Here is a 20,903-nt window from a genome sequence, read left to right on the forward strand (position 1 = left end):
GCTCTGGTACGGGGTATGCCGAGCCGGCTGGCACGGTTTTCCCGGACCACGTGGCGCGGGATGTATCCGTATGAAATGCACGGTGTTGGGGTCGCGATCGGGGGCTCGTAGATCCACGGGCTGCTAAGCAAGTGCCCGCCGCACAATCCACGCTGTCGTCGCAGGGCTGTCCCAGGAGGGCTTTGCACGACCCGTTCTCGCACACAGATCCCATTGAGCAAGTTGCGTCATCGGCGCCGCCACAGGGTTTGCAGAGCTTTGTAGTCGGGTCGCAAAGGTGTGAGATGCACTCGACGTCATCGTTGCAGGGATCGTCGAGGCGGACTCGGCAGTAAGGGCTTCGACAGGCGGAACTCGCGCAATTGGAGTCTGCCTCGCAACTTGAACCGAGTGGGACGGTAGAACCAAGAGGGGAACACTCCCCCATCAGGCTGCACGCCTCGGCCGCGTCGCAGCCAGGGACCTGCAATCCATCGGGCATTCGGGTACAGACTCCTTCCATCCCTGGATGATTGCACGCATGACAAGGTCCAACGCATACCTCGTTGCAGCAGATGCCGCTAACATCGCATACGGTGCTGTTGCATTGATCACCTGAGGTGCATGGTGCCCCGTCACAGCGAGGTCTGCAGACCTCGTCGGTGCAGTTCAAGCAACCTTTACACTGCGCGGTTTCGTCGCAGAAGCCGCCGCTGCAAGGAGCGCCAACCAATGGCGCGTGACACTGCCCAGCACCCGTAGGCTCATCCAGCGTGCACTCATTGCCATCGTCCTCGCAGGGCATGTGGCCCGTCCCCCCGGAGCCCCCTATCCCACCCGCTTGCGTGTAAGGCAGTGCCTCAAACGGATTGAACGAGCAGCCATCTGCAGCCACGACAATCCCGAAGAAGACGCCACCCAGCGCTAACGACACCCCGTACCGCTTCATGGCTCCCCCCTCGCCTCACCACACTCCCTGCACGACGACGCCACCCAGCCCGGGCGCCACCACGAGCGACGCCCTGGAAACCACCTTCGTGTCCGCAGCCTGCCGCTTCCCCGTCAGCGCGTAGATCAGCGTCGCCGTTCCCACTGCTCCCGCGCCAATGAACGAAAAGAGCGACGTGTACGCGAGCCCCACCTGCTGCGAAACATTGCGCTCGTAAACTGCTTTGCACGCGTCATAACCCGCGCAACCCACACCGTTGACCGCATCTTGCGCTCCCGCGTGGGCGATATTCGTCCCGATCGCCGTCCCGATGCCCACCACCACCAGCGCGCCGCTCAGTCCCGCCCCGGCATAAATCAGGCTGCGGCTCCTCGGCGAGGGCTGCGCCTCTTCCTGTCGGTCCGGGAAGAGCCGCGTCTTTGCCACGGGGGCCATCACGATTCCGACCTGCATCGGTTTCGTGTCCCCCTCTTCGAGCGTCACCCGCCGTTGCTCCGTGACAAACCCCGGCGCCGAGGCGACGATGTCGTGGCTCCCCGGATCGAGTCTTCGGGGCGCCTCGATTTTACTATCCGTTATGGCGACACCATCCACGGCGACCCGGACATTGTCGGACGGGGGCCCCGTCACGCGGAGATGGATCGAGGGGATGCGGGTGTCGAGCGCCTTCAGGATGTCGGCAGCCTCGGCTTGCGCCGCGACGAATGCCGCATTGCCGTTGGCGGGCAGTTTCAGGACCTCGAGGATGACTTCGCGGGCCTCGACGAGGCGCCCCAGCTCGCCGTACGCCTTCGCGAGGTCGAGCCCTGTCGTGGGGACGTACATGATCCCGTGGGCTTTCTGAAAGTTTTCGAGGGCGCCAGCGGCGTCGCCGCGCGCGAGTTTCTCCCGCCCCTCGACCAGCAGCTTCCGGGCGGCATCGCGATCGGCCTGCGAAGGCTGCGCGAGGACCGCGGAGGAGGTGAGGAGCCCGGCGGCGAGGAGTAGCACGAAGGGAAGGCGCCGGCCGTAGAGCGATGCGCGGTGTCCCATGAAAGACCTTGGGCGTCGAATGAAGTGCGAGGACAAGGGAAGCGCAGCGGGAACCGGTTTGTGAAGAAAGGGGCGGGGGCTACGCAGTCATTGGCAGCGACGGGGGAAGCCGGTGCAGTTGTTGCTGTTGCATTGGCTGCCGGTGATGCAGTAAGCGCCCTGTGGAAGCAGAAGCTCGCAGACAAAGGTCCCCGTGTTGCACGTGGCACCGGAAACGCAATCACTGTTTGCAGTGCAATCTGTGCACTTTTGATTCGCGCAGTTAGCATTTGCGCAGTCTGTATGCGCGCTGCAAGTAGCGCCGTTTCCGAGCCGACAAAGCTTGCCTTGGCAAGTGCCGGACGCACAGTCTCCGTCGATATCGCAAGGCTGTCCCGGGAGCGCCTTGCAGGACCCGCTCTCGCACATCGACCCTATCGGGCACGCCGGAGCACCTGGATTCACGCACTGCACACAAAGCTTCGTCGTCGGATCACATAGGTTCGAGAAGCACTCCACGTCGTCGTTGCACGGTTCGCCCGCTTTGGAACGACAGTAGGGCTTGCGACACGCGCCGCTAGCGCAGTCGCTCCCGTCCGTACTCGTGCAAGTTGCGCCGAGCGCTCCCTTGCCGCCGAGTTTACCGCATGTACCCATCGCATTGCACGCGTCGCCGTTGCCATCGCAGCCCATCACCTGCAACCCAACCGGCATCCGCGTGCAAGTCCCCTCCGTCCCGGCCCGGTCGCATGCCTTGCACGGCCCCACGCATGCTTCGTTGCAGCAGATCTTGGCCGCTTCGTCGCACGTCTCGCTATAGCACTGATCGTCCGTGGAGCATTCGGTCCCGTTACAACGGGGTTTGCAAAGCTCCGTGGTGCACGTCAAGCAGTTCTGACATAGCCCCATTTCATCACAGAATCCGCCGTTGCAAGAAGTGCCGATTTTTACCGGTGTATTGCATGCGCATCCGGCGACGGGCTCGTCCAGCGTGCACTCGTATTCATCCTTGGGGCATTGGGCACACATCTCACCCCCGGTTCCGCCATTGCCCCCAATTCCCCCCGAGCCACCAATCCCACCACCGCCACTTGCCCCGGCACCATTCCCCCCAGCAGCGATATCCTTCGCGTCCTCGTAATCCGGTGTGACAAAAGGATTGAGCGAGCAGCCGTCCGCCGCGACCACCATCGCTACGAAAACACTCCCGAGCACCAGCGACGCCGTGTACCGCTTCATCCGTTCACCCTCAAGCCAAGGCAAGGACCGACATCAACGCAAGACCTACCAGGTCCCCTGCACGACGACGCCCCCCAGCGTCGGCGCAACGACGAACGAAGCGCGCGCCGCCTCCTTCGTATCCGCAGGCTGCTTCTTCGCCTGGCTCCAGGAGTACAGCGTTACCGCCCCGACCGCACCCGCACCAATGAACGAGACGAGCGATGTCCACGAGAGCGCCTGCATCGTCGAGGCATGCCCCTCGTAGGCGCTACGACAGTCGGTGCCTCCGCAATCGGTACCCTTCGCCGCATCGAGGGCTCGATCATGCACGACCTTCCCCCCGATCGCCGTCCCGATTCCCAGAAGCAAGAGCCCCCCACTCACCCCGGCGCCCACATATGTCCACGTCCTGTCCTTCGGCGGCGGTGGCGGCGGCTTCTTGTTCGCGTCGGGGTCGCCGACCGCACCCCCGCCCACAGCCGTGAGCTTCAGCGGCACCCCGACCTCCGCCCCCGCGGACAGTTCGAGACTCTGACCCGCCCCCTGAAATCCTTCTTTCCTCGCCTCGAACGAATGCGTCCCCGGCGGTAAGAAAATCGGCCCTGGCAGAAGCTTCTTCTCGATCGACCGCCCATCCACCAGCACCTCGGCGTCCGCCGGCTCGACCTTCATCGTGACGGTCACGATCTTCGGCTTTGCTTCCTTCAGCAGCGCCTGAGCCGCTGCCACCTCCGCCGGATCCGGATTCAGTTCCTCCCGAAGGAAAAACTGCAGGTGCTCCGACCCTGCCAGCGCATCGCCCACCTTCACCTCGGCTCGACCCAGGTTCAGGGCGATCTGCGGCAACGGCTTGAGCGCAAAAGCCTTCCCGAACGCCGTCCGCGCCTTTTCCCACTGCGCGAAGCCCGCCGCGAGTTGCCCTTCCTTGAAAAGCCGCTTGACTTCCGTGTTCACGTCGGGCTGCGGCGATGCCGCAGGTGCCGCCGCAGGTCCCTGCGCAAACGCAGGCACCGTTACGAGCAAGGCCGTCGTGATGAGCGTGGTCCTCAACATGCTCCGCCGTTCGTCATGTTTTCCGCGTTGCGATTGTTCCGCAGTTTCAGCGCGTCCACAAGAGGCTCGCTCTGAAAGCACATGTCAGCCCGGCGAGCACTTCCTGAACAGCCCGACGCCCGTGCACTTCTGTGCCGGCGCAGCCTTGTTGCCCGTCGTTTTCGTGGCTGGCGCCTTGTACGTAACCGTCGGAGCAGGCGCTTTCGCGACCGCTGGTGTCGTCGCGGCCGCGACGGGCGCCTGCGGTGTCGGCGTCGGCGCGGGAGCCGGCGGAGCCACCACAGACGCCGCCTCCGCCGCCGAGCTGCCTGCCGCCGGCGGCACCTCCGGCTGCGCCGTCACCTCCGCCTTCACCGAAGGCCTCGGCAACTCCTGCCCCACCGGCACCGCCGCCGCGCTCCTCGCCGCCTCCGACGGCGCTCCTTCCTTCACGCTCGCCGCTCCCTCCCCCGACTCGGTCTTCCCCACATTCACCACGAGCACCGCGACCACCCCGATCGCCGCCACCGCCCCGACCCCCATCACCCCGAACAGCACACCCTTCCTGCGCTTCGGCCTCCCCGCCATCATCGCCGGATCCATCATCGGCATCGGCGGCGCTGGATATCCTCCCGTGCGATGCGCGAGTGCCCCCGCCGCCGACGTCGTCCCCGAGGGATCCATCGTCGGCAGCCGCGGCATGTGCGCCTCGGTCACCATCTGCGTTTGCCCGTTCGACGCTTGCTCCGGCACCACGCCTTCCAGCGCCATGTACGACTGCCGGTGTGCCGCGAGTGCCTGCTGCATCTCCTCCTTCCACGCGGGCGCCGGAGATGCGACCGGCAGATTCGGCTGCAAGAGTTGGGTGCCCGTCGACGCGTCTTCCCCGCGGGCTGCTCGAGGCGCGCTCGGTCGCATGGCCATGAGCATCCGCCCTTGCAGCGGCAGCGTCGCTGCGAGGTCGCTCTCGTCGTCGTCCTCCGGCGTCGAACCCATCCTCGCGCGCTGCATTGCGCCCGGCAGCGGCATGGTCGCGTCCATCGGTGTGAACGTCGGCGTGCGCTGCGGACTCGTTGCCTGCGGGATCGGCTGCGAAATCGGCTGCGGGATCGCCTGCGGGATCGGCTGCTCCACACCCGTGAACGTCGGCTTGCGTTGCGGACCCGTCGCCTGCGGGATCGGCTGATCCACGCCGGTGAACGTCGGCTTGCGTGTCATCGGTCGCGGCATCCCTGCGATGCCGAGGAGCGCGCCTGCAAGCTCGTCCGTGCTCGGGAACCGCGCGTCTCGCTTCGCCGCCGTGCAACGCGCCACGACCTCGTCGAGCTCCGGCGGCACGTCGCGCACCTTGCTCGAAGGCGGCGGCACGGGCGTGATGAGGATGTGCCGGATGACATCCTGCACCGAACCCACGAAGGGACGCCCTCCCGTGAGCATCTCGTACAGCACGATCCCGAGCGACCAGATGTCCGTGCGGTGGTCGAGATCCTTTCGCATCCCCACCTGCTCGGGGCTCATGTACGCGGGCGACCCCACGGCCGTGCCCGTCTGCGTCGCGATGCTGTCCACCGAGTCGAGGTTCTTGCACACGCCGAAGTCGAGGATCTTCGCGACGAACGTGTCCTCGGGCATGCCCTCCTCGCGGTGGAGGAAGATGTTCGCCGGCTTGAGATCACGATGGATGACCTGCGCGGTGTGCGCGACGGCGAGCCCACTCGCGACCTCTCCCGCGATGCGGGCCGCGAGCGCGGGCTCGATGCGCCGCTTCTCCTTCAGCAGATCGCCGAGCGTCTGCCCGTGCAGGAGCTCGAGCACGAGGAACGGCTCTCCTTGCGGCGTCTCGCCCACGTCCAAGATCTGGACGATGTTGCGATGTCGCAGCTTCCCGCACGCCCGCGCCTCGCGCTGCAGGCGCTGGCGCAGGTCGTTCGTCAGGTGCTCCTTCTGCTGCGGCAAGATCAGCTTGAGCGCGACCCTGCGGTGCGTCGCGTGGTCGAACGCCGCCCACACGGCGCCCATCGCGCCCTTGCCGATCTCCTGTTCGAGCCGGTACTTGCCGCCGAGGAGGTCGCCCGATTTCATGGTCTTGCGATCATTCCATGAAAGCGAGCGCTGTCACAAGAATTTTGTTTGCCGCCCTGCTCCGCTCACGAACCTATCGGTTTTGTCTGAGGTTCCCAAGACGACGCCGCATTGGTCTGGGCGCGCGTTCAGCGACACCACATGTTCGGGGCGGGTAGCCGCATGGCCCAGCAAGTGATCTACCGCGCCAAACCGAGGATGACGGCCACACCGATGCCGAAGGCCACGAGGGCGCTCACGGCGAGGCCCAGGAGGGGCGGGAACGACCGCTTTTTCGACGCCGGTGCGATGCTCGACCGTGCGACAGGCCTCTCCACGTTCTGCACGGACGGCGGCGGCGGGGGGCTCGGTGGGGAGGCGGAGCGCTGTGCTTGCGCGAGCACCGCACGCGCGTCGATCATCAGCGCGGTTCCGCGGGGGCCCGTGATTGGTTTCGTGGGCTGCTGCCCGAGAATCGCCGTCCCTGCTTTTCCAGCAGGCCGCGCCTGTGCCGACGAGGGCGACAAGGGCATCGTCGTATCCACCGCCGGCGCCGCCGTCCATGGCTGCATCGGGAGAATGGGCGCCGGAGTGACCGGCTCCGGGGCCTTGTCCGGCAATGGCATCGTCGCTTCGAGTTTTGCCGGCACCTCCTGATTCACCGCGGCGGGCGAGGGGAGCGCCATGGCGCGCTCCGCGAGACCGATGTGAACCCGCGACGCGTCGTTCGGGCCCACGTAGGCCTGGAGCAGGCGCTCGACCACCGCGGCGGATGCGATACGTTTGGCCCGGTCACGCTCGAGGCACATCGCCACGACGTCGTCGAACGCCGGATCCACGTGGCGCAGGATCTCCGACACGCGAGGGATCTTGCCGGTCGCGATACGAAGGAGCAGCTCCTGCGCCCCGCCTTGAAATGGCCGCGTGCCCGTGAGCATCTCGAAGAGCACGACGCCGAGCGACCAGACGTCCGTGCGGGCGTCGAGACCTTGCGTGCCCAGAATGGCCTCCGGGCTCATGTAAGCCGGAGATCCGACCGCGCCGCCGACGGCCGTCACGAGGGATTCGTTCACCGCCGCAAGGTTTTTGGCCACTCCGAAATCGAGGACCTTCACGACGAGCCCATCGACCCCCGCCTCTTGATGCAGAAACACATTGGCGGGTTTGAGGTCCCGGTGAATGACGTTCACGGCGTGCGCGGCAGCGAGCGCGCGGGCAATGTCGCGCCCGATCTGGGCGGCGAGGGGCTGCGGCAGCCGACGCTTCCGACGAAGCAGCTCGGCGAGCGTTTCGCCGGAAAGGAGCTGCATCACGAGGTAGGGCTCCCCCTCGTGCGTCTCCCCCGTGTCGTAGATCTCGATGACATTTCGGTGCGCAATGGAACCGCAAATGCGAGCTTCACGAAGAAGGCGATGCCGGAGGTCCGCGGAAGGCTTGGTGAGCAGCTTGATGGCCACGCGCCGCTGGGTGGTCTCGTGCAGGGCTTCCCAGACGACACCCATGGCACCTGCGCCAAGCTGGCGCAGCAGGCGATACTTGCTCCCGAGTCGATCCCCGGCCTTCATGCGGAGCGTCCTAACACCGGGGGCTGTTTCTCGACAAGTTTTGTGCAGATCCAAACAGGCGCGCACGACAATGATTTCGACGCGAGAAAACCCGACAGCCGTGCTCGAGACATGGATGGGCGGATGCGGGGGGAGGGCGAGCGGCGTCTATCGTTGCCTCAGGGCGCCACCTGGATGTCCTGGATCTGCCCGCTCTGGTCCAACGTCACCATGGCACTGTGAAGCTGGGTGGCACCGCGATAGACCTCGAGCGTGTAGGTTCCTGGCGGAACACCTTGGAACGAGTATGTCCCGTCATTGGCGGTGCTCGTGACTTTGACCCACTCCGGCTTGGGCTGCGATGGTATGAGCTTGACAATCAGCTCCGCGACGCCTTGACCGTTGCCTTGGCTCGCGATCCGGCCACGCAGCGTGAGATCTTCGGCGGCCGCGCTCGACGTCACCAGGAGCACGAAGAGCGCGGCGGCGATCCGCCTGCGAGTTCCAATCATGACTCTGCCCTTCTGTTTCATGTGCCGCTGCTTCGGGCAATCACGAGGAGGTCGCTCGAACGGCGCTCGGGTCATCAATTTGCTGGCCTCGCAGGGAAATCAATCAAGACCTTCGGGAGCTCGTACTCGCCGTTGCGAAAATTCTTGGGATCGATGAACTCGGTGTTCACCAGCGTCGCGTCCTTGATGAACAGCACCTTGTACTCTCCTCGGTCTCTGTCCAGACTCGGCACCACGAGTCTGAACTTGCTTCCCCCTCGAATCGTCTCGGTATTGACCACGGCGTAGACGTCGATGGAGGTATTGTCGTATTGCACCGCGCCCTGGATTCGCAACGGTCTCGAGAGCTCTGCGTTCCGCCATATGGGGTAGATGAGCGGAACGAAGCCGAGCGCGAACAGCGTCAGCGCCGGGATGTTGGTCTTGAAGGTCCCTACCGGGGTCTGCACTTCGGCGACCTGCTTCGTCTCGCGATCGATATATATTTTCTGCTTGTAAAGCATCACGATGCCGCCGATCACCATGATGGCGCCGGAGAAGCTCGACAGGTAGAACAGCGGCACGATTGCGGGGTCCATCGGTTCTCTCCAGGCCGAGGGGCTGGTCGTCACGGCCGACTCGGCGCAGCACCGCTTTCGTGCAGCTTCCGTTCCAGTGGGCGCCGAGACGATCGTTGCGGCTCGGCAGTGGAGCCACGTTTCGAGAACGAACCTTGCCGCTCGCCAAGCATGCCCTGGGACCACCCGTCGAGTACGTCCAGCATCCTCTGGAGAGGACAATCCCCGTGGCCTCGTCGGTGCGCTGCGTGACCACGCAACACCTTGCGCACCTCGGCAGCGATGGGCGCGTGCCCCTCGACGTGCACGCCCATCGCTGCCGAGCGCGAGCGTCTGGAGTCACGTCCGCCGGAGCAAGCTGAGCGTATCGAACTGCGCGCGCTCCTCGACGCTTTCGTTGTCGCGGCCATCCATGTAGCTTCCCCGCAGACCAGCCAGGGGGGACGCTGCTGCACGAGGATGGAATGCGAACACGAATGACGAATGCACGTTGGATGAGGCCCTGGTCCGGGATCGCGCTTTGCGCGCTCGCCGCGGCCTGCGACGAAGGCGGCTCGCTACCGCAGGTGAACGAGGTTTCGGGCGGGGGCGTCGAAGCAGAGGCCGCGCCGCTCCGCGCGAGGCTCGAGGCGCGGTTTCCCGAGCAGGCCCGGGAGGTGCTCTCGGCCGACCCGTTCGAGGCCGGCGAGGACGGTTATCGCCGGTCGCCGCCGAGGTCTCTCGGGACATGGGACGATTTGCTGGTCACGCTGCCGCGCGAAGGCGAAGGCGCGGTGCACTTTCGCACGCACGACGGCTTCGAGATCGCGGTGCGCGAGGAGGGGCTCACGGGCCACGCATTCGATGTCGACGCGGCCGTGGCATATCCGCGCCATGGCGGCGCGTCGTTGTGGGTGCGAAGCGCGGTCGGGGTGGAGGAATGGCTCGCGCTCGAGGCCGACCACGCCCAGGAGGGCGAGCCGCTCGCGGTTTGGCACGTGGACGGGGCGGCTGCGCGGCAGGATGCGTCGGGAATTCACTTTTTCGATGAGCGGGGCCGCGCGCGTGTACACGTCACGGCGCCGCGCGCTTTCGCGGAGGGCGGAACGCCGGTTTCCGTGCGCCTCTCGCTCGACGGCGCGACGATCGCGCTCTACCTCGAAGGCAAAGCCCCGCCGGGCGCCGCGCTCTTCGTGGATCCGGCGTGGACCACCGTCGCGCCGATGAATACCCCGCGCGATAGCCACGCGGCCACCTTGCTCACGAATGGCAAGGTCCTCGTCACCAGCGGTTATACGACCGGCAACCTGCCCACCAAGTTCGCGGAGCTCTACGATCCTGCGACGAACCTCTGGAGCTTCACGGGATCCATGATCGCGGCGCGTCTCGGCCACACGTCGACGAGGCTCGCCGATGGCCGGGTGCTCATCGCCGGCGGTCTCTGGGAGGTCAGCCCCGCGGGCGGCGAGATCTACAATCCCGCGACGGGCACGTTTTCCGCGACACCGTCGATGAAAATGGACAGAATGACGCACCGTGCGGCGCTCCTCGGCGACGGCCGCGTCCTCGTCGTCGGCGGCTATTACCTCATGAACCAGAACGCCACCGAGATCTACGACCCGGTCGCGAACACCTGGACGACGGGACCCTCGATGGTCAACTCGCGCGCGTCGCTTGCGCTCGTCACGCTGGCGAACGGCAAGGTCCTCGCCATTGGCGGCTCCGGCACGGGCACGCAGAACGCGGAGCTCTACGATCCCACCACGAATGCCTGGAGCTCCGCGGGCATGCTCAACGTACCGCATTCTTTCAACGATGCCGTGCGCCTCACGAATGGAAATGCGATCACCTGCGGCGACTCCAGTTATGCCGCGTTCTGCGAGCTGTACAATCCGGCCACCAATTCGTGGACACTCACGGGCTCCATGGCCGTCAAACGCGCCGCGCCGACCATGGTGCTTCTGCCAGGCGGCAAGGTCCTCGTCGCGGGCGGCGGCCTCGGAGCCGCAGGCCCGGCCAGCGCCGAGCTTTACGATCCGAACACCGGCGCGTGGAGCACGACCGCCTCGATGAACGTCGGCCGGAGCTACCACACGGCGACCTTGTTGCAAAGCGGAGGCGTGCTCGTCGCCGGCGGAAGTCCGCCCAATACGAGCTACACCACGAGCGCCGAAATCTACACCCTGGTGACCCCCACCCCGTGCGCTGCCGCGGGAAATTGTCCGAACGGGCTCTGCGTCGACGGTTATTGCTGTGATACGTCCTGCGGCGGCGGCGTCGCCGGCGATTGCCAGGCATGCAACGTCCCGGGCGTGCAGGGAATTTGCTCCCCGGTCGCGGCCGGCACGACGTGTCGGCCGGCCGCGTCGGCATGTGATGCCCCCGAGACCTGCAATGGCAGCGCCACCACGTGTCCGCCGGATGCAGCTCAGCCAGACGGGGCAGCCTGCAATGACGGGAATGCCTGCACGCAGACCGATACGTGCCAGGCCGGCGCGTGCACGGGCGCGACGCCGGTGGTCTGCACCGCGCTCGACAGCTGCCATCAGCCCGGTACGTGCAATCCCGCCACCGGCGTATGCAATAACCCCGCCAAACTCGACGGCTCCACGTGCGACGATGGCAATGCGTGCTCGCAGACGGATACGTGCCAGGCCGGCGCATGCGTTGGCACCAATGCCGTGATTTGCCAGGCGGCATCTCCGTGCCATGTGCCAGGCACGTGCAACCCGATCACGGGCGTGTGCACGAATCCTGCCAAACCGGATGGCAGCGCCTGCGACGATGGCAATGCGTGCACGCAGACGGACGCGTGCGCGAGCGGGGTCTGCACGGGAATGGCGCCCATTTCGTGCGAGCCGCTCGACGAATGCCATCTTCCGGGCTCGTGCGCTCCCGCGAGCGGCATGTGCTCGAATCCTGCCAAGCCGGACGGCACGCCCTGCACGGGCGGGATGTGCGTCGCCGGCGTCTGCATGAATGACCCGACGGGTGCAGGCGGCGCGGGCGGCGCCGGCGGTACCGGTGGCAATGGAGGAACCGGCGGCTCCGGTGGCAATGGAGGAACCGGCGGCTCCGGTGGCAATGGAGGAGCTGGCGGCTCCGGCGGCTCCGGTGGCAATGGAGGAACCGGCGGCTCCGGCGGCCTGGGAGGATCGGGCGGCGGCGCAGGAGGATCGGCTGGCTCCGGCGGCTCCGACGTTACGTCGTCATCGAGCATCACGGCCTCGTCGGGCGGCGGCGGCGATTTGATTCAGGAGGAGGGCGCCTGCGGATGCCGTCAGGTCGGCGATGGCCCCCGCACGGCATGGCCGCTCGCCGGATTGCTGCTGCTCCTACGACCGCTGCGACGCCGTCGCGTGAGCCGAGGCTAGCTATCACGCGGCAACGTCTGCGCCCTGACGTCACCTGATCGACGGCGGGCATTCGCGGCGAGCGATCAGCGCGTCTTGGATTTGGCCGTCGACTTCTTCGCGGCCGCCTTCTTTGCCGGCGCCTTCTTTGCCGCGGGCTTCTTGGTTTCCAGGAGCGCGCGGAAGCCGTCGGCCAGCAATTGGTGTCGAGGCAGAAGGGACTTGCGCCGATCGAGCTGCGTCGTTGCGGCGGTGCCCGCCTCGAGCGACGCGACCTCACGCTCGACTTGCTCGATCGCTTGCGTCAACAGCTCGCTCGGCAGGCTGCGAAGGCTCTCGTTCACCTTCATGTTCCCCGTGATAGCGTCCCTGAGTTGCATCACGGCTTCGTCGGCGACACGTGCACGCCGGTCCGCCCACGCTTCGAGCAGGAGCGAGAACCGCGCTGCTTCTCCGGCCGCGTCGGCGCCGTGGTAACGTTCGGCCTTGCCCGCGCGGAAGGCCTGGTACGTCGCGATGGCTTCCTCCGGCACGGCCACCGCGGGATTGAACGTCCACGCCGGCGGGTACGGTCGATGGAGCGACAGGTGCTTCACCGCGGCGATCGCGAGCCGCTCGTCATCCCCTCGAAGAAGCGCGGCGATGGCGTCGAGCCAGTGCTCCTTTGCCTCGAGCACCTTCGCGAACACCTCGGTTTCGGCCGCGGCGTGATGAAGGGGGCCGAAGGGCTCGGGCTCCTGCCGAACCAGCTTCGGTTTCTTGCTCGTCTGTACCGTGTCCGCCTCCCAGAGCGTCCCGGGCTGGGCGTTTTGGAGAAACGAAGCGAGCTTGCCGCTCGTCTTCTCGACCGAGTCGACGTCGTACTTCGTGAGCCCGTCCGCGGAGCAGCACGCGGGATCGAGCATCGGCAGGTGTTCAGCGTAGAAAGGGCCCTCGACGACCCGAACGAGGCCGATGCCTCGCCGGCAGAATGCACAGACCGGATCGCGCAGGGTCGAGTCCGGCGCGGCACGAGCGCCGTTGTGTTCGTGGTCGGCGACGGCGAGCGAAGGCAGAATGTTCGACATGCTCCCCTATACGGCACAACCAGCGATTTTATAACGCCGTGAACGTCGGGCTGCGACCGAACGAGGTGCGGGGGCTATGGCGGTGGCATGTGCGGTTGCGGTGGGGAGGCGGTCGCCGGCAGGTTCGTCGAGGGGGCCGCATCCATGAGGGGTACAGGCGCAGAACGTTCGATGGTCGTGGAGGGGGTTCGCGTTGGGCCGGGAAAGAACTCCCGAAGGGCGGACCCGTAGGGGAGCCTGGCATGTTTTTCGAGCCAACTCTCGCATGCAGAGCTCTCGTCCGTCCACACGGAGTTGTTCATGGATAGGGAGAGACATGCAGCGAACGCCCTTCGTGCTTTCTGCCATTCAGGCGGCATATATTCAGGCCATGACTCGTCCGTGTCCGTATACTCGATGAGCGGAAGGTCGAGGCTGACATGAGCAGGCTTCTGCGTGCGCGGACGTGCGGCCTGGTAGGATGTGACGTAATCCTCCCACATGGCTCCAATCTGGTAGGCCGCTCGCACGCGTAGCCGAGCGGGCACGTGCGTCGTATCCGTGGAAGTTGGGCACCAGGGCTCCGCGATCTCGTAGTGCGTTTCGGCCAAGCTGATCAGGGCGCGCTTGTGCTCGAGCCAATCGTTGAACGTGTGCCAGTCACGCGTGGGATTGCCCCTGTATTGGGGCCGTTTCAGCTCGAGTGCCCGTTCTGCCGCGGCTTCTGCGACCTCGAGTGCACGCGCATCGGGATCCACGAAACTCATCGCGGCGACGGGCGAGGCAAGGGCAATCGTCGCGATGGCCATCAAACAAGCGGCCGTCCGCTGCGCCGGGTGAGAGTGTCTGAAGAATTTGCTGCTCATGGAGTCCCCGCACGGAGGGCGAGCGGACCAAATCGGCGCGCCCAACAGGTAGGACCTGGGTTCGCACGGCGTGCTTGGATGCGATCGGCGTGATGTGCCGCCTTGCTCCAGCGTGTCGCAGAGCCGGAAGCTCCGGGACGTGGACGGATCCGGCAGCGGACACGGTATGTGGTGTGCTGGCGTAGGGTTCTTGATTTCTCTTGTAGGTCTGCACGGGCTGTGAGATCCTCACGTTTGTGAGCCAGGGTGGTGTCGGCATAGAGTCGTCATTGTCATGATCCAGTGCACGAGATGACCAGCATTCACACCTTGCATTGGGACGAGATCCCGCCGTGTCTGAACGGCGCGTGGGCGCCTGCAAGCGGGCGTGTTTTCGCTGTGTGGCCAGCGCCAACGAATCCCGATGTCTGCTTTTCGAAGGCAGGTTTCAATGACTTCGAAGGTTACGAGGGCACTGCAGAGTGGGATGCAGAGTTCGAGGGCATCACCGAGGCGCTCATGGAGGTATTGAGCGAGACTGGCGGAGCGCCCGTCTTGCGCGAAGGGGCACGCCACGTCCGCGCAACAAGATGGAGAGAGCGGGTTGCCCAAGCTCTCTTCCGTCGTCAGCCACGTCGCCCGTCAGCGTTCGACGTTCTCGTCGCCACCGCTCATGATGATAACTTGCCCGACTGTACCGTTCAGTTCGGGCTGGAGCCGAATGCGTTGCTTCGTACGGCTCACGGACACTTGATCTGGTGGGTCTGGCTCTCGGCTGCCATTTCGCTCGACATCAGAGACCTCCTCCGGAGAACCGTTGGAGAGCGGCGCCTGAAGCAAACGACATTGAACTGGGAATTGGGCCCGCTGGAAGCTCATGAAGATCGCAACGCGATTTGACGACGTGCTTGCCGAACATGGCAGCCTCCTTCATGGCTTGGCCGGTCAAGCGGTCGAGCGCGCATACGTCGTATGGTACGAACCGTGGGACGACATGCACGCAGCCTCGCCTGTCGTACTGCGGATCGGTCGTCGCAACGTGGAACTGTGGTCGATCTACGTTGCTGAATTCGGCGTGACGTGCGATACGCTCGATCTTGCCCGACCGCCCTTTTCCTGGGTTGGTCGACCGGATGCCGCGTCCCGGTGGGTCGAAGATCGGCCGGCACCACTTCGGCGGGCACGGGGGCAAATCGTCCGTCGCGTGCGGCTCCTTGCGACGGATGACCTTTGCGCGGGTATCGAGTTCGTGTTCGACGGGTGGGCGCTGACGGTACTGAATCAGGAGGACGACATGCTCGTCACCGACGAGCCGCTCGATTCCACCCTGCGATGGGTCGACGTGCGGGATGCGCAAGGGGCCTGACGAGGTGCTGCACCGGACTGCATGTCGCACCGATGCTCGGGAGCTTTGCCGTCGCGATAAACATTCATTGCACGACAACCGAGCGGAGGCGCAGGAACGGAACATGATGACGAAACAAGAAGCACTGACAATCGCAACGGCTTTTCGGGATCGCCAGGGATACAAGACGACGATCGATGCCGGAACGGACGCCAGACGGTACGATTCGGTGGAAGGCGTAACAGGCCCCGCTTGGGTGATAGAGGCTCCGCTTCCGCCCTCTACGTTGGAAGGCACCAATACGATCACCTATGTCGTCTCGGTCGCCGAAAAAACTGTAAAATACATCATCAATTCATCCGGATTCATCAAGCATCCGGACGAGCTGGATGCGGGTTTTTCGGATGACGAGCTCGACGAGCTCAGGGACATGGGATTTGATGTGCTCGACTGAGCCCGATCTCGAGCACGCTCGGGGCAGGGGACGGAGGAACGAAGGCCACGCCAACGGCGAAGCATTTTGCGCCATCTTGCGCCAAGGTGACTTCGGTGCCTGGCACATGCCCCATCAAAGCCGAATCATTTCGTTTGGCATACGTCGTGCTCGGGGCGCCAGGCACTATGAAACGCGATACTTTCTTGCCTCGCTCCCTCCTTCTTGGCGGACTCTCCTTGGCCCTGGCGCTTGGCTCGATCGCTTGCGGCAGTGTCGTCCAGGATGACCCAGAGAACAGCGCGCCTACACAGGCGGATCTCTTCGCCTGCGGCGTGCAGCTCAGCTGCCCTGCATATTGCACGCACCTCTCCTATGGCGACTGCGGCGGAGCGGAATCGCTGGCGTGCCCGGGTGACCTCTGGCTCGAAGGCGGGAGCGGGGCGATCGAGGTGCACGATCGACCGGGACCTGGCAATTGGATGGGCGACAAGCTCACCTTGCTCTTGGGTGATGGCAGGGCGCTCTTCCAGGACCGAAGCCGCAGCTGTCAGGGCGGCGAATTCTGCGATTTGGCGAATATGCCGTGGGAGCTCGGCGCGCACCAGCTGTGCGATGTGAAGACCCCGCCTGATACGTGCCAGCCGGGAAGCTGCACCGAGTTTCCTGTCCTGGAGAACTGCGTGCCGCTCGAAACCGGCTGGACCTGCGGAGAGGTCGCGACGGCGATGTCCCCGACACCGTGAGCTGGGCACGCTCGCCTGCTCGCGTCACGAATAGAGGACCTTTCCTGCTCTCTCGTCCGAAGTGAGGTCCCTGTCGCCGATTCATGTTGTGGGGCTCGCAATGTTTCATGTAGCCTCGCTTCATGCGAATTTCCTCCCGCGTACCTGTGGACCAAGGAACTTCTCTTCGCGTGGACCGACGCGGTTTTCTCGGAGGCGTCTCGGCGCTCTTCGCCGCGTCTCTCGTGCCGGCCTGCTCGGACGATCCCGTCGTGGACGGCCCCCTCGCTCGGTTCCTCTCGCTCTCGGCGTTGCTCACCGGCTTCGAGAACCTCCCGCGCGCGCATGGGCAGATCTACCTGGATGCGCTGCGCGCCTCGGCGGAGCAATCGCTTGCCCTCGACGAGCTTTATGCCGAGGCGGGTTATGGCCGCGAAACGAGCCCGGGCTCACTCGCGGACCTCGAGGCGAAAGGCACCTTCGACGATGCACGCCTCCGCGCCGTCGCCGACGCCATCATCCTCAACTGGTACACGGGCGTCTACGAGGGAGCTTCGGGCCCCGAGGTCGCCACGTACACCGAAGCGCTGACATGGCGCGCGCTGGACTACACGAATCCACCGAGCGAATGCGGCGGCCTCACAGGCTTCTGGGCAGAATCACCCGAGGGCTGACCTCGTGCCACGATCGGAAAGGACAACGTCATGGGAGATCAACTGACAGCGGACGTCGTCATCGTCGGCGCGGGGATTTCAGGGACCATCATGGCCCATCGGCTCGCCAAGGGCGGGGCCAAGGTCCTCATCCTCGAATCGGGGCCCCGCGTCGATCGGCAAAAAGCAATCGAGACCTACCGGGGCGCGCTCATCAAGGTCCCCGAATCGCCCTTCCCGAGCTCCACCGCGGCGCCGGGGCCGCGCGTCATCGACCTCGAGGGATATTACGTCCAGGAGGGCCCGGATCTCTTCAAGAGCTCGTACTTGCGTCTCGTCGGCGGCACCACCTGGCACTGGCTGGGGACCACGATCCGGCTCGTGCCGGACGATTTCAAGATGAAGACGCTCTTCGGCGTGGGGGTGGATTGGCCCATCACCTACGACGACCTCGAGCCCTATTATGCCGAGGCCGAGATCGAGCTCGGGGTCGCGGGGGAAGGGGACCTCGGCTCGCCTCGGACGACGCCGTATCCGATGAAGCCCATTCCGCTGACCTACTCGGACAAACGCATCGCGGGGGTCATCGACGGGCTCGGGTATACCGTCACGACGACCGCGCAGGCGCGCAACACGGATACCTACGACGAGCGTCCCCCGTGTTGCGGCGCCCGGACGTGTATCCCTATCTGCCCCATCGTCGCGCGATACGACGCCTCGGTGCACGTCAAGAAAGCCGAGGACGCGGGCGTTCAGATCGTCGAGGAGGCCATCGCGCATTTCATCGACATCGGCGCGGACGGCCGCGTGAGCCGGATTCGCTTCAAGCGGCCCGACGGCACCGAGCACGAGGCTTCCGGCAAGGTATACGTCCTCGCCGCGCACGCCATGGAGACGCCCAAGCTCTTGCTCATGTCGAAGACCGGCGCGCTGCCGAACGGCGTCTCGAACCTGAGCGATCAGGTGGGCCGAAACCTGATGGATCACCCGATTCAACTGAGCTGGGCGCTCGCGGAGGACTCCCTCGCGCAGAGCCGCGGCCCGCTCTCGACCGCGGGGATCGACGGGACGCGGGGCGGGGCCTTCCGCAATGCAACGGCCGCGTTCCGCGTCGAATTCGGCAATGACGGCTGGACGTGGCCGACGGGCGGGCCGATGACCACCGTGGGCGAGCTCGTGAAGCTCGGCCTGCGAGGTCAAGCGCTCGCGGCCGAGCTTTCCCGGCAGAGCGCGCGCCAGCTCCGCTTGTCGAGCCTCATGGAGCAGCTCCCGGATCCGGAGAACCGCATCGTCCCGGCGATGGACCAGCTCGACGCGCTCGGCATCCCGCGCCCGCGCATTTCCTACCGCGTCGATACCTACACGCGGGACGGCATGGGCAAGGCGATCGAGGTTCACGAGCAGATCTTCGATGCCCTCGGCGCGACGGGCCGAAAGCACGATCCGGAGCCGCAAGGCGCGGGGCACGTGATGGGCACCTATCGCATGGGCGCCGATCCTGCGACGTCCGTCGTCGACGCCCAGTGCCGCTCGCACGAGCACGATAACCTGTTCATGCTCGGCAGCGGCACCTTCCCGACGGCCGGCACGGCGAACCCCACCTTGACGATCGTCGCGCTCACCCTCCGCGCGGTCGCGGCGGTCCAGGCGCAGCTCTGACGATCATCGCACCCTCACCGCCTCAGCGCTGACGGCGCCGGAGTGACGCCAGGCGTACCATCATGAGGCCCCACACGGGGGCGCTCCCAGCGGCACCACATCCGCCACCGCCGTCCTCTTCACCTTCTGGAGCCTCGACGGGCGAACCCTTGCCCACCGTCACGGTCATTTTCGTGGCCGCGGCCCTGTCTCCATCACTGAGGAGGTCTGCATTGGAGGAATTGCCGGCCCCGAAGAGCGTGAGGGTCACATCGGCCGCGGGCGCGACGAGCGAGAAGTCGAAGCGCAGCTCGTCGGCTTCGAACGGCTGCGGGGCGGAATGCGTCAATTCGGCCCCGATCTTCTTCATCCCGCTGCTGCCGGTCTCGAGGCTGGCCTCCGCGTCGTTCACAGCGATGTCCAGCCCTCCCGTCTTTGCAGCGCCCCCCCGGATGACGAAGCTGTACTGGCCCGTGGCCCCTGGCTCCAGGGTCGTGGGGCCCTCGAACTCCACGGTGCAAGCCGCTCCCCCCTTGTGACACGTGACGCACGTCGCCTTGTCCTTGCCGGACTGTCCAGCGACGCCCGTGCTGGTGGCGAGAGCGGGAGACGACCATAGCGCGAAAGCGGCGAACCAACCTGCGACACGGAACAGAGAATGCATTGAATCTCCAAGGAAGGAGGGGGAGGCCCGGGGTTACCTTGCAGCCGCGCTAGCGAAGCTGGAGGAAGGAGAAGGAGAGTCCCTCCGTGGTGACCGTGGGCTTGCCGCTATCCTCCAGCACGCGCAGGGTGGTGGACGCGGCGCCCGCGCCGAACTCGGTGTAGAGGGTGTGGTTCTGCGACTCGAAGAGGAAGACGCTGCCCGAGGTCGCCGGGAAGCTGTCCTTCCGCGCGGCGGTCATCGTGTCGAGTTTCAGCTCCCACCACTGCCAGCCCGTCCCGCTCGCGATGGTGCGGGGATGGGTGCCTTCCAGGACCGGGGCGACGGTCTCGTCGAGCACGCGCACGTACGCCGTCCCCTCCGGGCCTGGTACGAGCGTGCCCGCGGTGCCACCACCCACGAGCTCCTCGAGCGTCCGGTAGAAGTCGGGATTGAAGGTGTGTGTCTGGGGATCGAACTCGAGCAGGCACGGCGCCGGCGCGTCCTCGCCCACGACCCGGCGCACCGCCGCTCCATACGCCTCCGTCGCGATGTACACCTTGCCGTCGGGGCCGACGGCGGCGTCATGCGTGTACCCACATCGATCGTCCGTCGTGACGGTGGCCGTGTCGGTCTCCGTGTCGATGGAAACCACGCCCGCCTTGGGGGTGATGCCCACGCCCGAGACGGGACGCCAACCCACGGGCATGAGGACCTGACCGTCGAGTCGGATGACCGCGCCCGAGAAGGCCATGACCGTATCCGGGATTACCAGCTCGTCGAGCGGGATGTTGCCTGTGACCGTCATCTCCTTGGGGTTCCAGATGACGACCTGGGCGGTGGCCCCATCGAAGAAGTAGGCCTTGGTCTCGGAGATGAACTGGAAGTTGGCCTGGTACTCCCCGAGTGACGTCACGCCCAGGCTGTCGAAGCTCATGGTGCCCGACGGCTCCAGCCGCCCTGCGCTGCTGAGCGTGTAGCGGGTCACCGTCGCGCTCTCGTCGCTCACAGCATAGATCGCGCCGGATTTGGGGATGCCCACGCCCAGCGCGCGGCCGGACACCCGGACGGCGTTGTCCAGGGAGAGCGACGCAGTCTGCTCCGCCTGGTTCGTCACGATGACGTAGCTGTCCACCGGATCGGCGGCGAGCACCTGCGTGGTGATGGCGTATAGCGGCCCGTTGTCGTCGCCGTTCTGCCCCTCCGAGTCGCCGCCACAGCCCGTGAACAGGGCCACAGCGAGCACGCCGGCGGCAATCCGCAAAGAAGTGAAGTCACCAACACTCTTCGTCGGGACGGCCTTGTCTGCGTAAATGAAAGCGATACTCATTATCATTTTCAGTACTAGAGGGGCCCGCGGCATGTCAAGAACAGAAG

17 protein-coding genes are annotated in these 20,903 nt (G+C 65.6%); 8 read left to right on the plus strand and 9 right to left on the minus strand.

The window, feature by feature from the left end:
* Positions 1-943: 943 nt before the first annotated feature.
* The gene (locus tag QHF83_RS46825) at positions 944-1,753 is read right to left on the minus strand and encodes a hypothetical protein (RefSeq protein ID WP_282424649.1); all 810 of its coding nucleotides are present in this window, start codon (positions 1,751-1,753) and stop codon (positions 944-946) included.
* Between the two features lie 6 nt (positions 1,754-1,759).
* Between QHF83_RS46825 and QHF83_RS46830 the strand changes: the two genes are divergently transcribed.
* Positions 1,760-1,915 (plus strand): hypothetical protein, encoded by a 156-nt coding sequence (locus QHF83_RS46830; RefSeq protein ID WP_282424650.1) that lies wholly within the window; start codon positions 1,760-1,762, stop codon positions 1,913-1,915.
* Positions 1,916-3,223: 1,308 nt separating this feature from the next.
* Here QHF83_RS46830 and QHF83_RS46835 read toward each other — a convergent pair.
* The 5 genes from QHF83_RS46835 to QHF83_RS46855 form a co-directional block, all read right to left on the minus strand.
* Positions 3,224-4,213 carry a hypothetical protein gene (locus QHF83_RS46835; protein WP_282424651.1) on the minus strand — a complete coding sequence of 330 codons (990 nt, stop codon included), beginning with the start codon at positions 4,211-4,213 and terminating at the stop codon, positions 3,224-3,226.
* An 84-nt stretch (positions 4,214-4,297) separates the two neighbouring features.
* Positions 4,298-6,274 carry a serine/threonine-protein kinase gene (locus QHF83_RS46840; protein ID WP_282424652.1) on the minus strand — a complete coding sequence of 659 codons (1,977 nt, stop codon included), beginning with the start codon at positions 6,272-6,274 and terminating at the stop codon, positions 4,298-4,300.
* Between the two features lie 179 nt (positions 6,275-6,453).
* The gene (locus tag QHF83_RS46845) at positions 6,454-7,884 is read right to left on the minus strand and encodes a serine/threonine-protein kinase (protein ID WP_282424653.1); all 1,431 of its coding nucleotides are present in this window, start codon (positions 7,882-7,884) and stop codon (positions 6,454-6,456) included.
* Between the two features lie 92 nt (positions 7,885-7,976).
* The gene (locus QHF83_RS46850; protein ID WP_282424654.1) at positions 7,977-8,330 is read right to left on the minus strand and encodes a carboxypeptidase-like regulatory domain-containing protein; all 354 of its coding nucleotides are present in this window, start codon (positions 8,328-8,330) and stop codon (positions 7,977-7,979) included.
* 53 nt (positions 8,331-8,383) lie between these two features.
* Positions 8,384-8,887 carry a hypothetical protein gene (locus tag QHF83_RS46855; protein WP_282424655.1) on the minus strand — a complete coding sequence of 168 codons (504 nt, stop codon included), beginning with the start codon at positions 8,885-8,887 and terminating at the stop codon, positions 8,384-8,386.
* Between the two features lie 455 nt (positions 8,888-9,342).
* Here QHF83_RS46855 and QHF83_RS46860 point away from each other — a divergent pair, with 455 nt between their 5' ends.
* Complete coding sequence (locus QHF83_RS46860) at positions 9,343-12,219, plus strand: kelch repeat-containing protein (RefSeq protein ID WP_282424656.1); 2,877 nt, start codon at positions 9,343-9,345, stop codon at positions 12,217-12,219.
* A 65-nt stretch (positions 12,220-12,284) separates the two neighbouring features.
* Here QHF83_RS46860 and QHF83_RS46865 read toward each other — a convergent pair whose 3' ends face one another.
* Entirely contained in the window at positions 12,285-13,265 is a 981-nt protein-coding gene (locus tag QHF83_RS46865; protein ID WP_282424657.1) for a hypothetical protein, read from the minus strand.
* Positions 13,266-14,401: 1,136 nt separating this feature from the next.
* On the opposite strand from QHF83_RS46865, the gene QHF83_RS46870 reads away from it, so the two are divergent.
* The 6 genes from QHF83_RS46870 (at position 14,402) to QHF83_RS46895 (ending at position 18,904) form a co-directional block, all read left to right on the plus strand.
* Complete coding sequence (locus QHF83_RS46870) at positions 14,402-14,989, plus strand: hypothetical protein (protein ID WP_282424658.1); 588 nt, start codon at positions 14,402-14,404, stop codon at positions 14,987-14,989.
* Complete coding sequence (locus tag QHF83_RS46875; protein ID WP_282424659.1) at positions 14,967-15,455, plus strand: hypothetical protein; 489 nt, start codon at positions 14,967-14,969, stop codon at positions 15,453-15,455. Before QHF83_RS46870 ends, QHF83_RS46875 begins: the two co-directional genes overlap by 23 nt.
* 103 nt (positions 15,456-15,558) lie before the next feature.
* Positions 15,559-15,888: a hypothetical protein gene (locus QHF83_RS46880; RefSeq protein WP_282424660.1), complete on the plus strand. Its 330-nt coding sequence runs from the start codon at positions 15,559-15,561 to the stop codon at positions 15,886-15,888.
* 218 nt (positions 15,889-16,106) lie between these two features.
* Positions 16,107-16,613 carry a hypothetical protein gene (locus tag QHF83_RS46885; protein ID WP_282424661.1) on the plus strand — a complete coding sequence of 169 codons (507 nt, stop codon included), beginning with the start codon at positions 16,107-16,109 and terminating at the stop codon, positions 16,611-16,613.
* Between the two features lie 170 nt (positions 16,614-16,783).
* Positions 16,784-17,266: a sugar dehydrogenase complex small subunit gene (locus tag QHF83_RS46890; RefSeq protein ID WP_282424662.1), complete on the plus strand. Its 483-nt coding sequence runs from the start codon at positions 16,784-16,786 to the stop codon at positions 17,264-17,266.
* A gap of 30 nt (positions 17,267-17,296) precedes the next feature.
* Positions 17,297-18,904 carry a GMC family oxidoreductase gene (locus tag QHF83_RS46895; RefSeq protein ID WP_282424663.1) on the plus strand — a complete coding sequence of 536 codons (1,608 nt, stop codon included), beginning with the start codon at positions 17,297-17,299 and terminating at the stop codon, positions 18,902-18,904.
* A 22-nt stretch (positions 18,905-18,926) separates the two neighbouring features.
* On the opposite strand, the gene QHF83_RS46900 is transcribed toward QHF83_RS46895, so the two are convergent.
* Both QHF83_RS46900 and QHF83_RS46905 read right to left on the minus strand, forming a co-directional pair.
* Positions 18,927-19,547 (minus strand): MXAN_6652 family MXYO-CTERM-anchored protein, encoded by a 621-nt coding sequence (locus QHF83_RS46900; RefSeq protein ID WP_282424664.1) that lies wholly within the window; start codon positions 19,545-19,547, stop codon positions 18,927-18,929.
* Positions 19,548-19,596: 49 nt separating this feature from the next.
* Entirely contained in the window at positions 19,597-20,856 is a 1,260-nt protein-coding gene (locus tag QHF83_RS46905; protein WP_282424665.1) for a hypothetical protein, read from the minus strand.
* Positions 20,857-20,903: the final 47 nt, after the last annotated feature.

The organism is Polyangium sp. 15x6 (genome assembly GCF_029960785.1).
In the GTDB taxonomy this organism is placed as follows: Bacteria; Myxococcota_A; Polyangia; order Polyangiales; family Polyangiaceae; genus Polyangium.